The sequence below is a fragment of the Aliirhizobium wenxiniae genome (assembly GCF_019511445.1).
Taxonomy (GTDB): Bacteria; Pseudomonadota; Alphaproteobacteria; order Rhizobiales; family Rhizobiaceae; genus Neorhizobium; species Neorhizobium wenxiniae_A.
The window spans coordinates 74013-87794 of the sequence record NZ_JAEUAN010000023.1; the positions used below are offsets into that span (position 1 = coordinate 74013).

General features: G+C 59.6%; 12 protein-coding genes. 7 read left to right on the plus strand and 5 right to left on the minus strand.

The window, feature by feature from the left end; genetic code table 11:
• Window positions 1-101: 101 nt before the first annotated feature.
• Entirely contained in the window at window positions 102-1217 is a 1116-nt protein-coding gene (locus JNB91_RS24200; protein WP_220328041.1) for an NAD(P)/FAD-dependent oxidoreductase, read from the minus strand.
• Between the two features lie 127 nt (window positions 1218-1344).
• On the opposite strand from JNB91_RS24200, the gene JNB91_RS24205 reads away from it, so the two are divergent.
• The 4 genes from JNB91_RS24205 to nadE all read left to right on the plus strand — a co-directional run bounded on the left by JNB91_RS24205 (window position 1345) and on the right by nadE (window position 5276).
• Entirely contained in the window at window positions 1345-2298 is a 954-nt protein-coding gene (locus JNB91_RS24205; protein ID WP_220328042.1) for a D-2-hydroxyacid dehydrogenase, read from the plus strand.
• Between the two features lie 152 nt (window positions 2299-2450).
• Entirely contained in the window at window positions 2451-2711 is a 261-nt protein-coding gene (locus JNB91_RS24210) for an acyl carrier protein (protein ID WP_220328043.1), read from the plus strand.
• 16 nt (window positions 2712-2727) lie between these two features.
• Window positions 2728-4281, plus strand: a complete 1554-nt coding sequence (locus tag JNB91_RS24215) for a class I adenylate-forming enzyme family protein (RefSeq protein ID WP_220328044.1) — start codon at window positions 2728-2730, stop codon at window positions 4279-4281.
• Window positions 4278-5276 (plus strand): NAD(+) synthase, encoded by a 999-nt coding sequence (gene nadE, locus JNB91_RS24220; RefSeq protein WP_220328045.1) that lies wholly within the window; start codon window positions 4278-4280, stop codon window positions 5274-5276. The genes JNB91_RS24215 and nadE overlap by 4 nt, the downstream gene beginning before the upstream one ends.
• A 12-nt stretch (window positions 5277-5288) precedes the next feature.
• On the opposite strand, the gene JNB91_RS24225 is transcribed toward nadE, so the two are convergent.
• Together JNB91_RS24225 and JNB91_RS24230 are read right to left on the minus strand one after the other, a co-directional pair.
• Window positions 5289-6398 carry a hypothetical protein gene (locus JNB91_RS24225; protein ID WP_220328046.1) on the minus strand — a complete coding sequence of 370 codons (1110 nt, stop codon included), beginning with the start codon at window positions 6396-6398 and terminating at the stop codon, window positions 5289-5291.
• A 106-nt stretch (window positions 6399-6504) separates the two neighbouring features.
• Window positions 6505-6897, minus strand: coding sequence for a PRC-barrel domain-containing protein (locus JNB91_RS24230; protein WP_220328047.1), 393 nt, complete (start codon window positions 6895-6897; stop codon window positions 6505-6507).
• A 235-nt stretch (window positions 6898-7132) separates the two neighbouring features.
• On the opposite strand from JNB91_RS24230, the gene JNB91_RS24235 reads away from it, so the two are divergent.
• The 3 genes from JNB91_RS24235 (at window position 7133) to pgi (ending at window position 11949) form a co-directional block, all read left to right on the plus strand.
• Complete coding sequence (locus JNB91_RS24235) at window positions 7133-8827, plus strand: long-chain fatty acid--CoA ligase (protein ID WP_220328048.1); 1695 nt, start codon at window positions 7133-7135, stop codon at window positions 8825-8827.
• A gap of 141 nt (window positions 8828-8968) precedes the next feature.
• Window positions 8969-10216 (plus strand): alpha/beta hydrolase, encoded by a 1248-nt coding sequence (locus tag JNB91_RS24240; RefSeq protein ID WP_220328049.1) that lies wholly within the window; start codon window positions 8969-8971, stop codon window positions 10214-10216.
• A 107-nt stretch (window positions 10217-10323) separates the two neighbouring features.
• The gene (gene pgi / locus JNB91_RS24245; RefSeq protein ID WP_220328050.1) at window positions 10324-11949 is read left to right on the plus strand and encodes a glucose-6-phosphate isomerase; all 1626 of its coding nucleotides are present in this window, start codon (window positions 10324-10326) and stop codon (window positions 11947-11949) included.
• 76 nt (window positions 11950-12025) lie between these two features.
• Here the strand turns inward: pgi and JNB91_RS24250 are convergent, their stop codons facing one another.
• Both JNB91_RS24250 and JNB91_RS24255 read right to left on the minus strand, forming a co-directional pair.
• Window positions 12026-12952, minus strand: coding sequence for a carbohydrate kinase family protein (locus JNB91_RS24250; RefSeq protein WP_220328051.1), 927 nt, complete (start codon window positions 12950-12952; stop codon window positions 12026-12028).
• Between the two features lie 57 nt (window positions 12953-13009).
• On the minus strand, window positions 13010-13705 hold the full coding sequence (locus JNB91_RS24255) for an orotate phosphoribosyltransferase (RefSeq protein WP_112507269.1): 696 nt from the start codon (window positions 13703-13705) through the stop codon (window positions 13010-13012).
• Window positions 13706-13782: the final 77 nt, after the last annotated feature.

Below are 13782 nucleotides of genomic sequence, written 5' to 3' on the forward strand. Positions count from 1 at the left end.
GCGCGGCTCATCGGGCTTGGCGAAGGACCCAAGCACGGACAGATGTCAGGGGCATGACACGAGCGTGAAAGCAGGGACGTGGCTGCCTATACCCACCGCTTTTATTCCAAGACCAACCGCCAGACCTCGTCGGCAATTGCCAGCGACGAGGTGAGGCCGGGAGATTCGATGCCATAAAGCGCGACATATCCCTGGTGGCCGGTCGTCTCGGGCCCCTGGATGATGAAATCGCCGCCCCCGCCTCCTTCAGGGCCGACCGTCTTAGGCCGCACGCCGGCATAGGCCGGCTGCAGCGATGCGTCCTTCAGATGCGGCCAGTATTTGCGGATCGCAGCGTAGAATTTTTCCGAGCGGGCAGGATCGACATCGTAATTCGGCGCCTCCACCCACTCCACATCAGGCCCGAAGCGTGCCTGACCGGCAAGATCGAGCGTCAGGTGAGTGCCGAGGCCACCCGGTTCCGGCACCGGATAGATCAGGCGACTGGCAGGCGCCTTGCCGGAGAGGGAGAAATAATTGCCCTTGGCATAGGATCTATGCGGGATCGTTTTCGGATCGAGGCCGCTCAAGTTTTCGGAGACTGACCATGCCTCCAGACCCGCCGAATTGATGACCAGTCGAGCGTTCGCGTCGAACGGCTCATCGCCGCCGACGCGGAGGCGCACGCTATCGACCGTCAACTCACCCGAGAGAAGCGGAGAGTTGACGACGATCGTGCCGCCATGGGCCTCGATATCGGTAATATAGGCGTCCATCAGGCCATGGCTGTCGATGATGCCGGTCGAGGGGGAAACCAATGCCGCATGGCCGGTGATCTGCGGCTCCAGCGCATGCAGCGCGGCGGCATCGATGAGGTAACAATCATCGACCCCATTCGCAGCGGCCTGTTTCAGCAGCTTTTCCAGATAGGCGACTTCATCCGGATTGGAGGCGACGACCAATTTACCGCATTGGCGGTGCGGGACATGGCGCTCGCGGCAATAGGCGTAAAGCGCGTCCCTGCCCTTCACACAGAGTTCAGCCTTGCGGCTGCCGCTTGCGTAATAAAGTCCGGCATGGATGACCTCGCTGTTGCGCGAGGAGGTGATGCTGCCCGTCAACGGCTCGCTTTCGAGGACAACGACCTCACGCCCGGCCATCGCCAGCCTGCGGGCAATCGCCAGGCCCACGACACCGCCACCGACGACCACGCAATCGAGGTCGAGAACTTCCCCCATGCAACTCCCCCATACAGGTCAACTTGGCCGTTGTTCGGGCTTTCGCGACGGCCCGAATGCTGTAGGACTACATTCCTCAAACAGGCGCGCGCCGAATGCAAGCCGGAACTAAATTTGGGAGGCCTTGATGACGAAGATTGTTTTTCTCGATCGCGACACGATCGGTCCCGCGGTGACGATTACCCGACCGAGCTTTGCCCATGAATGGGTCGAGTACGGTAAGACGCCGGAAGCAGAAGTGGCGGAGCGGATAAGCGACGCCGATATCGTCATCACCAATAAAGCGCCGGTGCGTGAAGCTTCGATCAAGGCGGCGCAGAAGCTGAAGATGATTGCAGTCGCAGCAACCGGCTATGACGTGATCGATCTCGCCTTCGCCAAAGAGCGCGGCATCGTGGTCTCGAATGTGCGGGGTTATGCGGTCAATACCGTGCCGGAGCATACATTTGCGCTGATCTTTGCGCTGCGCCGCTCGATCATCGGCTTTCGTGAGGATGTGATTGCCGGCGAGTGGCAGCGGGCCAACCAATTCTGCTTTTTCAACCATCCGATCCGCGATCTGTCCAATTCCACGATCGGCATTTTCGGGGGCGGCGCATTGGGCCAGTCGGTGGCGCGGATTGCCGAGGCGCTCGGCATGAAGGTGATGTTTGCAGGGCGCAAGGGTGCCGGCGATGTGCCTGAAGGTTATAAGCCGTTCGAGACGGTGCTCGAAGAGGCCGATATCATCACGCTGCATATGCCGCTGAAGCCCGAAACCCGCGACCTGATCGGGATTACCGAATTCCGCAGGATGAAAAAAAATCCACTGATCATCAACACCGCGCGCGGCGGGCTGGTGAACGAGGCGGATCTGGTAACGGCACTCGACGAAGGGCTGATTGCCGGCGCAGGGTTCGACGTGCTGACCAAAGAACCACCGGCTGCGGACAATCCGCTTCTCACCATACTCGACCGACCGAACGTGATCCTCACCCCGCATGTCGCCTGGGCGAGCGACGAGGCGATGCAGGCACTATGGGCACAGGTAATCAAGCATGTCGAGAATTTCGAAAAAGGCACTCCTTCCAACGCCTTGTAACATCTGACCTGAGCATTTTCGGGAATATATCAAAGTGGAAATACCAGTTTAGCGAAAGATTCAGGTGTTTGATGCAGGGTCAAACCATGGGTAATAGTGGCCGCGCGTGTTGAAACCGCTGAACAGGCCGCTTTCTGGGGAAGGTTTATTCCATGGCTGACAGGTTCAACGCTCCCGTGCGGGAATTCATCGCGGAAAACTTCCTGTTCCGCGCCGACGCCGATCTCGACGACAATCAGTCGCTTCTGGAGAGCGGCGTGATTGATTCCACCGGCGTGCTCGAGGTCATCGCTTTTCTGGAGCAGACTTTTGGAATTTCCATTGCGGACGACGAGATCGTTCCGGAAAATCTCGACAGCATCGCCAGCATGACGCGCTATCTGGCATCCAAGCTGCCAGCCGCGGCGGCTTGAAGCTGGCGACCCGGCCATGCGTATCGAGGATCATCTTCGCCAAAGCGCCGGTCGTTTGGAAACAAAAACGGCGCTGATCGCCGGTGAGACGCAATTGTCTTACCGCGAGCTCGACAGGCAGTCGGACCGGCTGGCCGCCAGCCTGATCGCGCAAGGGATCAAGCCGGGTGACCGGGTCCTGATGGTCGCCGAAAACTCTGCCGAGGCGGTGGTGGCATTCTTTGCCACCTGGAAGGCCGGGGCGGTACCCTGCCCTCTGCATGCTTCGATCAAACCGGACAAGCTGCGCGTTATCATCAAAAGCACGGCGCCTTTCGCGATCCTCGCACAGGCCCGGTTCTGCAGCGTTGTCGATACGGCTTTGGGCGGCGAAATATTCTCACCTGTCAAAATCTCTTTTGGCAGCACGCCGGAAAAACACAGTGACGGCTGGCTGACCTATGAGGCGCTTATCGCGCATGACGGCACGACTGCGCTCCCGCTGCAGCCAGACAGCGAGGCTTTGGCGCTGCTGATCCACACTTCCGGCTCGACGGGTACGCCGAAGGGCGTGATGCACAGCCATGCCAGCCTGCTTGCGGCCTGCGGCTCCATCACGGACTATCTCGACAACAGTGCTGATGACATCGTGCTGAGCGTTTTGCCGATCTCCTTCGGTTACGGGATCACCCAGATCGTGACCATGGTGATGGTTGGTGGCACGGTGGTGCTGGAAAAAAGCTTTGCCTTTCCGCGCAAAATCCTGGCCCGGCTTGTGGAGACACGCGCGACGGGGTGCCCAATCGTGCCCGCGATGGCCGCGCTGATCGCCGGCATGCAGGATCTGCAGCCGGCCTTCCTGCCCGACCTGCGCTACATGACCAGCGCCGCCGCCGCTATGCCGCCTTCCGTGACCGCGCGGCTGCGAAACATTCTGCCGGAAACGCAGCTTTTCATCATGTATGGTCAGACCGAATGCATCCGGGCGACCTATCTGCCGCCCGAAGAGGCTGACCGGCGCCCGCTTTCCGTCGGCCAAGCCATTCCGGGAACAACGGCCCATGTGGTCGACGAGGCCGGTAATATCGTGCCGCCCGGCGTGACCGGAGAATTGGTCGTCGAAGGACCGCATGTGATGGGCGGATACTGGCGGGACGATATGGCAAGCGCCGAGAAAGTGACCGCGATCGACGGCGGGCGCAGGCTGCTGACCGGTGATCTGTTCAGAACGGACGAAGACGGCTTTCTCTATTTCGTCAGTCGCCGCGACGACATCATCAAGACACGCGGCGAGAAGGTCAGTCCGCAGGAGGTCGAGCGGGTGCTCTATGCCTTGCCCGGTATTCGCGAGGCTGCGGTCGCCGGTGTCGATGACCCGGTGTTCGGCCAGCTGATCCGCGCCTATGTGGCGCTGGAGCCGAGCGCCGCGCTTTCCGAAAAAGAGATCCTGCGCCACTGCGCGACATATCTCGAAGACTATATGGTGCCGAAGAGCGTCGAGTTTCGCGATGCGCTTCCCAAGACGAGCACCGGCAAGATCCGCCTTAACGCCGAACCATCCGTTCCCGACATCAAGGACAGTGCCGCATGACGAACGCTACCGCAGCCTTAAAGAAAGGTGCCGGTTTTTCGGCGCAGAACCTCGTGCTCGATGCGGAGGCGGAAATCGAGCGCATCTGCGAATGGCTGCGCCTGACGGTGCTGAAGGATTTTCGCAAACGCGGGGCTGTTTTAGGCCTTTCCGGCGGTATTGATTCCAGCGTCACGGCTGCGCTTTGTGCCCGCGCACTGGGCAAGGGCAAAGTGACTGGCGTGTTCATGCCAGAACATGACAGCGACCCGGACAGCTTGCGGCTCGGCAAGGCCCTGGCGGAAGCCGTCGGGATTGAGACGGTGCTGGAGGATATAGGCCCGTCACTTGCCGCGCAGGGTTGTTATGCGCGCCGCGACGGCTTTATCCGTCAGGTCGTGCCGGAATTTGGCGAAGGCTGGGGCTGCAAGGTGGTGCTGGAAGATGCGCTGACCGGGCGAGGCTACAACATCTCCTGGCTGGTGGTTGCCAACTCGGAAGGCGAGCAGAGCCGGCACCGGATGCCGCTCGACGTCTATCTCGGCATGATCGCGGCGGCCAACATGAAGCAGCGGACCCGCAAGCAGATCGAATATTATCATGCCGACCGGCTGAATTTTGCGGTTGCCGGCACGCCGAACCGGCTGGAATACGATCAGGGCTTCTTCGTCAAGAACGGCGATGGTGCGGCCGATTTCAAGCCGATCGCGCATCTCTACAAGACACAGGTCTATCAGCTTGCGGAAGCGCTCGGCGTGCCGGAAGAAATTCGCCGTCGCCCGCCGACGACCGATACGTGGTCGCTGCCGCAAGGACAGGACGAGTATTATTTCTCGCTGCCCTATGACCGGATGGATATCTGCCTCTATGCGCTGGATAACGGCGTTTCCCGCGAGGAAACGGCGGCGGCGGCCGGGCTTACCGCGGATCAGGTGGATGCGGTCTGGCGCAATATCGCCTCGAAGCGGAAGGTGGCGGATTATCTGCACGCGCAGCCGGCAACGATGCTCGGCTGAGCGCGATCCGGCTCAGTCGAAATCGTCGCCGATCAGGCGCGTCCAGTTTTCACCGGCAAGACCGCTGATCAGGGCTTGCCTTGCCCTGATCGGCTCCAGCAGGCCCTTGTCCTTTGTATGGGCGACGAAGAAGGCGCGGCCGTAAAACAGCGTCTTGCGGCTGATGAGTTCGGGGGTCAGCCAGGGATGGCCGGCACCACGTATCGCCACACAGCCTGCGGCATCTGCGTGGGCGAAAAGATCATCGACCAGTTCCCCTGCTACATTCGGGGCACAGATGGCCTGCAGAAGCCAGCCGATGCCGCGTGGCCGGCTGTAATAGACGTAACAACCGACAAGCTCGCCACTACGGGATTCGGCAATGCGCCATGAAGGCTTGCCGAACTGGCGCTTCTGCTGCGCGTGGTCCATGAACCATTCCAGTGATGCCCGATCCCATTGCGGGCGCATGGGAAAGAAACCCGAGAGCTTCAGGACTGCTTCAGTAAACTCTTCCCGCGATGCATCCCAGAAATTGACCCGTCCAGTGCTATGGACAGGCGACACCCGAAACGGCTTCACGCCCATGCGCTCGATCATGCCATCGGAAAGCGACGCAAGGGGGCGAAGAAAACGTATGGCTTTCAATCCACGCTCTGCGACCTCAACCGCTGTGCCAGTGGGGCGCAGGATGCGCAGCCAGTTGAGACTGTAGGCAGTGTCCAACGGAAGAGCGAGCTTCTGCCACATGCCGAGCGCGAGCGAATTGGCGGTTTCCGTCAGCGAAATATCCTGAGGGCCGGCCAGAAAGGAGCGTAGCAGGCGAGCGCCTGCAAGCGGGTTCTGCTCGTGCCGATCGACCATCATGGAGCCGGCAAAGGCTGCGCGGATCGGGCGTCCGTCTATTTCAAGGCGGGATGGAAAAACACCGATGAAGCCCTGCACACCACCGTTCTCATCGATAAAAACCTTGGAGCGGATTTCCTCGTCATACCAGGGATGGTCGAAAAACACCTCGCGCAGATACTGAACCATCGAGGGGCGCACGGGTTGCGCCTTGCGGAACGTCTTCTGGAAGAGCCCGGCCACGGAAGGCAGATCCTCCCGTTCCAGATCACGTACTCCACCCGTCTTGTCCGTCATGGCCTAATCCCCAACGGCTGAAACGCCGCGGCGGAACCCTGCCAGAATAGGCTTAAGCAAACGAAAAGAGGCCCGCGAGGGCCTCTCTCCATATATCCCGTCCGGATTACATCCAGTAAGGCGGGACGCCGTAATAGTCGTAAACCTTCCGGTCATTCCCGCGATAGAAGCTGTCGTCATCCAGATCATGATATTTCGGAGCACCGGTGATCTGGTCCTTGGTCAGGTCGATGCGGTAGCCATCGAGCTCATCGTCATAGCGCAGCTTTTCCCATGGCAGCGGGTAGTAATCATCGCCGATACCAAGGAAACCGCCGAAGCTCAGAACTGCGTAGCTTACACGACCGCCGCGTTTTTCGAGCAGAATGCGCTCAATCGAGCCGATGCGCTTGCCATCCGCGCCATAGACTGCCGTGCCTTCGACCTTGTCGCTGGCGATCAGTGACGGCGTGTCCTTAACATAGGGGTCCTGACCTGCACGGGGTTCCTGATGCAACATGATGTATCTCCTTTCGGTCGTTTCTCGTCATGAAAGAAGAACTTTCACCCACTGTAATCGTTCCCGAAAAATCTTCTCCACCTGCGACAATTGACGCTTACGTTAAAGTCATCTAGCTGTTCGAGAATGGACCAGTCTTTTCCGGTTCCTGTGAATGACCTAATATAGGTGATGGAGAAGTGGAGGACTTTTCCATTGCCTTCAGGTAAGGCCAACGAGCATGGAGGATGCTCTCATGAATGAACAGGTGGCGAGAGCCCCGTCGAACCCGCGCAAGATCTGGCTGAAGTCCTATCCACCGGGGGTTCCTGAAGAAATCCCGCCACTGGCTCACCGTTCGCTCGGCCAGTTGTTCGAGGACAGTTGCGCCCGTTATGCCGACCGCTCCGCTTTCACCAGCATGGGAAAATCGCTGACCTTCCGTGAACTCGAGGTCGAAAGCCGCAAAATCGCCGGCTGGCTGCAACAACAAGGCCTGGAAAAGGGCGACCGCGTGGCGGTGATGCTGCCGAATGTTCTTCAAAATCCGGTGATCGTCTACGGCATTCTTCGTGCCGGGCTTACGGTCGTTAACGTCAACCCGCTCTATACGCCACGCGAACTCGAATACCAGCTCAAGGATTCCGGTGCGAAGGCGCTGTTCCTTCTGGAAAATTTTGCGGCCACCGCGCAGCAGGTCGTTTCCGCAACAGCTGTGAAGCATGTCGTGGTCGCAACGATGGGCGACATGCTGGGGCTGAAGGGCCATATCGTCAATCTGGTCGTGCGCAAGGTGAAGAAGCTGGTGCCGGCCTGGTCGCTGCCCGGTCACTCCAGCTTCAAGGCTGTACTCAATGACGGTGCGAAGACGACGCTTAGGCCGGTCGATGTCGGTCCGCATGATATCGCGTTTCTTCAATATACCGGCGGAACGACAGGCGTCTCCAAGGGGGCGATCCTTACCCATGCCAACCTGCTCTCCAACAAGGAGCAGATGGGTACCTGGCTGGAAACAGCCTTTCTCAACAAGCCGCGCCCGGAACAGTTGCAGTTCCTCTGCGCGTTGCCGCTCTACCATATCTTCGCGCTGACGGTGAATTCGCTGATGGGTATAGCCACCGGCAGCCACAACCTGCTGATCGCCAATCCGCGCGACATACCGGCTTTCGTGAAGGAATTGCAGAAACACCCGGTTCACATCTTTCCGGGGCTGAACACGCTGTTCAATGCGCTGATGAACAATGCCGATTTCCAGAAGCTCGATCACTCCTCGCTGCTTCTCGTTTTCGGCGGCGGCATGTCGGTGCAAAGATCGGTTGCCGAACGGTGGTTGGCGATGACCGGTTGTCAGATTACCGAGGGATACGGTCTTTCCGAAACCTCTCCCGTTGCCACGGCCAACCGGCTTGATGCGAAGGAATTCTCGGGGATGATCGGCCTGCCGGTCTCATCGACGGAAATCGCCATCCGCGACGATGACGGCCACGATGTCGAACTTGGCGATGTCGGTGAAATCTGCATCCGCGGCCCGCAGGTCATGGCGGGATACTGGAGCCGGCCGGATGAGACGGCCAAGGTGATGACCGCGGACGGCTTTTTCCGCACCGGCGACATGGGCTACATGGACCGCCAGGGCTATGTGAAAATTGTTGACCGCAAGAAGGACATGATCCTGGTTTCCGGCTTCAATGTTTATCCCAACGAGGTCGAGGAAGTGGCAGCGATGCATCCCGGCGTGCTGGAATGTGCGGCAGTGGGCATTGCTGACCCGAATTCGGGCGAAGCGGTGAAACTGTTCGTGGTGAAGAAGGATGAGAGCCTGACGGAGGCTGATCTCAAGGCGCATTGCGCCGCCAATCTCACCAACTATAAGCGGCCTCGCGTCATCGAATTCCGCGATCAATTGCCGAAATCCAATGTCGGCAAGATCCTGCGGCGGGAATTACGATAGGCGACCAAATGCGTTGCAACACGGCGACAGGTCAAAACCAAGAGTGACTTGTCGCCGTCATCTCCTCCGTTTAGCAGTGGACGCCGTCTTTATGCTCCGATACCCACAGGTTGTGGTGCCGGGAAAGCTGTTGGAGTTCGCTTGCAAAACCGTGCCGGATTTTCGTTTCGCCTGATTGCCGTTGTTTCTCTCGTCGCTGCGCTTTCGAGCTGCGCCGGCAGGCCTGAAGGCGTGCTCATTCCGACTGCTGCTGCATCCGTTCCTGGTGCCTCGACCGTCGATGTGCTGGTGGCGACAACCCGCAAGTCGTCAGAAGCGCCAGGCATCCTGTTCTCCGGCGAACGCGGACGAGAACCTTCCATCACCGAAATCAAGGTTTCGATACCGCCCGACAGCGCGCGTGAAGTGGGCCAGGTACAGTGGCCGAAAAAGCTTCCCGCCAACCCCGCCAAGGAATTTGCCACGCTTGCGGTCACTCCGCTGCAGATCGGCGGTGCGCGCAACTGGCTGCATCATAACCTGCCGAAGAGCCGCCGGGTGATGGTGTTTGTTCACGGGTTCAACAACCGTTACGAGGATGCCGTCTATCGCTTCGCGCAGATCGTCCACGATTCCGATACGGATGTGGCACCGGTGCTTTTCACCTGGCCGTCACGCGGCAGCATCTTTGCCTATAATTACGACAAGGAAAGCACCAACTATTCCCGCGATGCGCTGGAGAATGTACTGCGTCAGCTTTCAACCGATCCGGCTGTCGGCGAAGTGACGATCATGGCGCATTCGATGGGATCCTGGCTAACGGTCGAGGCGCTTCGGCAGATGGCGATCCGTGACGGGCGTGTGGCACCGAAGATCCAGAACGTCATACTCGCCTCACCGGATCTCGATGTCGACGTCTTCGGCCGGCAGTTTGCCGAACTTGGCCCCAAGCACCCGAGTTTCACCCTCTTCGTTTCGCAGGACGACCGTGCGCTCAGCCTGTCCCGGCGCATTTCCGGCAATATCGACCGGCTGGGCCAGGTCGACCCAACGGTCGAGCCTTATCGCACCGAATTCGAGAAGGCCGGCATCGTCGTGCTCGATCTCACCAAGCTCAAGGGCGGCGACAGGCTGAACCATGGCAAATTCGCCGAAAGCCCGGAAGTGGTGAAGCTGATCGGTAACCGGCTGATTGCAGGCCAGACGGTGACCGACAGCGATGTCGGTCTTGGCGAGCGGCTGGGTGCTGTGGCGCTTGGCACCGCACAGACCGTGGGCGGGGCCGCGAGTGTCGCGGTCAGCACTCCGATCGCGATCTTTGATCCTGCAACACGGCGTAACTACAACGATCAGGTGGGGCGTTTCGGACAGGCCGTCGGCAATACGGTGGAGACGGCCGTCGGCCAGTAAATGGACAATTGACTGAGCCGTTACGCAAAAGACGCAACGGTGACGCTTGATTTGAACAAGAAAGCGAATAGGTTCCCCTGCATCATTCTGCAGAATGCGAGGAAATCATGCAGACCATCGTCCAAGAGCTCAAGGCAACCGCAGACGCTACCAAGGCGACGGACATTCGTGCCGCCTTCGCCGAGGACGCGGGACGCTTCGAAAAATTCAGCGCCCGCTTCGATGATCTCACCATGGATTATTCCAAGACCGCGGTGAACGACGAAATCCTCACGCTTTTTGAAAAGCTTGCCGATGCCGGCGGCGTGGCGAAGAAGCGCGAGGAGATGTTCTCAGGCGTCGCCATCAACTTCACCGAAGACCGCGCGGTATTGCATACGGCGCTGCGCAACCGCTCCAACACGCCGGTTTTGGTCGACGGCAAGGATGTCATGCCGGACGTCAACGCGGTTCTGGCGGCAATGGGCAAATTTGCCGACGGCATTCGTTCCGGCGCTTTGAAGGGCGCGACCGGCAAAAAGATCACCGATGTCGTCAATATCGGCATCGGCGGTTCGGATCTCGGCCCGGTGATGGCGACGCTGGTGCTCGCGCCCTATCATGACGGCCCGCGCGCGCATTTCGTCTCCAATGTCGATGGCGCCCATATTGCCGATACGCTGAAGCTGCTCGATGCGGAAACGACGCTGTTCATCGTCGCCTCCAAGACGTTTACGACGATCGAGACGATGACCAATGCGGCCACGGCCCGCAGGTTCATTGCCGACAAGCTGGGCGATGCCGCCGTGCAGCACCATTTCTGCGCCGTTTCCACCGCGCTCGACAAGGTCGCGGCATTCGGCATCGATCAGACCCGCGTGTTCGGCTTCTGGGATTGGGTCGGTGGCCGTTATTCGATCTGGTCGGCTATCGGCCTGCCGCTGATGATCGCAATCGGACCGGAGAATTTTGGAAAATTCCTTGATGGCGCGCATGCGATGGACAGGCATTTCCGCGAGGCGCCGGTCCGCGAAAACCTGCCGATGCTGCTCGGCCTGATCGGCTTCTACCATCGCAATGTTCTGGGCTATCCGACCCGCGCGATCCTGCCCTATGACCAGCGCCTGCTGCGTTTTCCGGCCTATCTGCAGCAGCTCGACATGGAATCGAACGGCAAGGGCGTGACGATCGACGGCACGGCGGTCGAGGGCAATTCCGGCCCGGTCGTCTGGGGCGAGCCCGGCACCAACGGCCAGCATGCCTTCTACCAGCTGATCCACCAGGGCACGAGCATCATCCCGGCCGAGTTCATGATTGCGGCAAACGGTTTCGAGCCGGAACTGCGCCATCAGCATGACCTGCTGATCGCCAACTGCCTGGCGCAGTCGGAAGCGCTGATGAAGGGGCGCAGCTTCGAGGAGGCGAAAGCCCAGCTGACCTCCAAGGGCATGGACGACAAGAAAGCCGATTTCATCGCGCCGCATCGCGTGTTCACCGGTAACCGCCCGTCGATCACCTTCGTGCATGACAAGCTGACGCCGTTCGCCTTCGGTCGTCTCGTGGCGCTTTATGAACACCGCGTCTTCGTCGAAGGCGTGCTCTTCCGCATCAACTCCTTCGACCAGTGGGGCGTGGAGCTTGGCAAGGAACTGGCGACCGGCCTGCTTCCGGTCGTGGAAGGCAAGGAAAGCGCAGCGGGGCACGATTCATCGACGCAAGGGTTGGTGAAGACGCTGGCCGGGCTGAAGAAGTAAGCTCGTACCATCAAAACAAAAAGCCCTCCGGAATGACATTTCGGAGGGCTTTTTTTATTCGTTTTCGGAGGCTGGATTACAGCCCGATCTCGTTCGCAAATGGCGGGTTTGCCCCTGCCCGCGAAACCGTGACCGCCGCAGCCTTGGCGCCGAGTGCCAGTGCCTTGGCGATCTGGTCTTCGGTCAGGCTTGCGACCTGCGCCTTGGTGAGCAGGTTCTGCATTTTCAGCGATGCGAGAATGCCGGCATCGAACGTGTCGCCTGCGCCGACAGTGTCGACGACCGTTACCCGTTCGCTCGGAACCACGACCTTGTGATCCGCCGTATAGCCGACGGCACCTTCGGCACCGCGGGTGACGACGACGAGCTTTGCGCCGTGATGCAGCCAGTGGCGGGCGAGCGTATCCTCGTCGCCTTCCAGGCCGAACCAGGCGAGATCCTCATCCGAGAATTTGACGATATCCGACATGGCGGCCATGCGGCGGATACGGGCGAGATGGGCTGCCTTGTCCTTGATAAAGCCGGGGCGGATGTTCGGATCGAGCGAGATGACGCGCTTTTCATGCTCGCGCAGCATCAGCGCCTCATAGGTCGAGCCGCAGGGTTCCGGGATGAGGCTGATCGCGCCGAAATGCAGCGCCTCGCATTCGTCTCCGATTGCCGGCAGATCGGCCTCGGTGATCATGCGGCCGGCCGTGCCTTCATCGTAAAAGGCGTAGGTCGCGTGACCGTTTACCAGCTTGACGAAGGCGATTGTCGAAGGCCGCGAGGCGATGGCGCAATAGCTGAAGTCGACATTGCTCTTGCGCAGTGTGTCGCGCAGGATGTCGCCCATCATGTCATCGGCGAGACCGGTGAAGAAGGCCGTCGGGACACCCAGACGGCCAAGTGCGATGGCGGTGTTGAAGACGGCGCCACCGGCATAGGGCGAAAAGGCCGGTTCGCCGAGCGTCGTTTCACGCGGCAACATGTCGATCAAAGCTTCGCCGCAGCACAGGATCATCGATTTCCTCCCGAGATCATTGTTTCGCCCATCGATACCTGAGCTTTTATATCATTGCTAGAGCGAAAGCTCAGTAACGCCGCCATTGCGGCCGGACCATTCCAGAGGCGCGTTGAGGAAGGATTCGACTTCCGACAGCGTCTTGTCGTCGAACAGCTTCTGTTCACGGGCAACGGCGAGAACATTGCGCCAGGTCGAGATGTGGTGAAGCTGGACATTGCCGTTGGCAAAACGCTGCTCGGCTTCCGGATAGATGCCGTAGTAGAAGAGTGCGATGCCGTGATCGACGATGCCGCCTGCAGCGCGGATTGCATCGATGAAGGTGAACATCGAGCCACCGGCGGTGGTCAGGTCCTCGATCACCAGGACGCGCGCGCCTTCCGGCATATGGCCTTCGATCTGCGCATTGCGGCCGTGGCCCTTGGGCTTCTTGCGGCAATAGATCATCGGCAGGCCCATGCGCTCGGCGAGGAATGCGGCAAAGGGAATGCCTGCAGTTTCGCCGCCTGCGATACAGTCAAATTTTTCAAAGCCCGCATCGCGCATGATGGTTGCCGCGGCAAAATCCATCACCGCAGAGCGGATGCGCGGATAGGAGATCAGCTTGCGGCAATCGATATAGACGGGGCTCATCATGCCGGAGGAGAACTTGTAGGGCTTGTCGGCGCTGAAATGCACGGCTCCGATTTCCCAGAGCATCTTTGCCATCAGTTCGGCCATTACATTCCGGTCGGTAAATGTGGTCTGGATCATGCGCCCGCTCCTTGATCGCTGCTTTTATCTGCAAGTCCGAAAGCGAAATGGCTGAACACGTTCGCTGGACATTGCTT

What these genes read in the sequence shown, in the direction of transcription:
- nadE (WP_220328045.1), top strand. Translation starts at nt 4,278, where the DNA reads ATGACGAACGCTACCGCAGCCTTAAAGAAAGGTGCCGGTTTTTCGGCG.
- JNB91_RS24250 (WP_220328051.1), bottom strand. Translation starts at nt 12,952, where the DNA reads ATGATCCTGTGCTGCGGCGAAGCTTTGATCGACATGTTGCCGCGTGAA.
- pgi (WP_220328050.1), top strand. Translation starts at nt 10,324, where the DNA reads ATGCAGACCATCGTCCAAGAGCTCAAGGCAACCGCAGACGCTACCAAG.
- JNB91_RS24200 (WP_220328041.1), bottom strand. Translation starts at nt 1,217, where the DNA reads ATGGGGGAAGTTCTCGACCTCGATTGCGTGGTCGTCGGTGGCGGTGTC.
- JNB91_RS24230 (WP_220328047.1), bottom strand. Translation starts at nt 6,897, where the DNA reads ATGTTGCATCAGGAACCCCGTGCAGGTCAGGACCCCTATGTTAAGGAC.
- JNB91_RS24255 (WP_112507269.1), bottom strand. Translation starts at nt 13,705, where the DNA reads ATGATCCAGACCACATTTACCGACCGGAATGTAATGGCCGAACTGATG.
- JNB91_RS24215 (WP_220328044.1), top strand. Translation starts at nt 2,728, where the DNA reads ATGCGTATCGAGGATCATCTTCGCCAAAGCGCCGGTCGTTTGGAAACA.
- JNB91_RS24205 (WP_220328042.1), top strand. Translation starts at nt 1,345, where the DNA reads ATGACGAAGATTGTTTTTCTCGATCGCGACACGATCGGTCCCGCGGTG.
- JNB91_RS24225 (WP_220328046.1), bottom strand. Translation starts at nt 6,398, where the DNA reads ATGACGGACAAGACGGGTGGAGTACGTGATCTGGAACGGGAGGATCTG.
- JNB91_RS24235 (WP_220328048.1), top strand. Translation starts at nt 7,133, where the DNA reads ATGAATGAACAGGTGGCGAGAGCCCCGTCGAACCCGCGCAAGATCTGG.
- JNB91_RS24210 (WP_220328043.1), top strand. Translation starts at nt 2,451, where the DNA reads ATGGCTGACAGGTTCAACGCTCCCGTGCGGGAATTCATCGCGGAAAAC.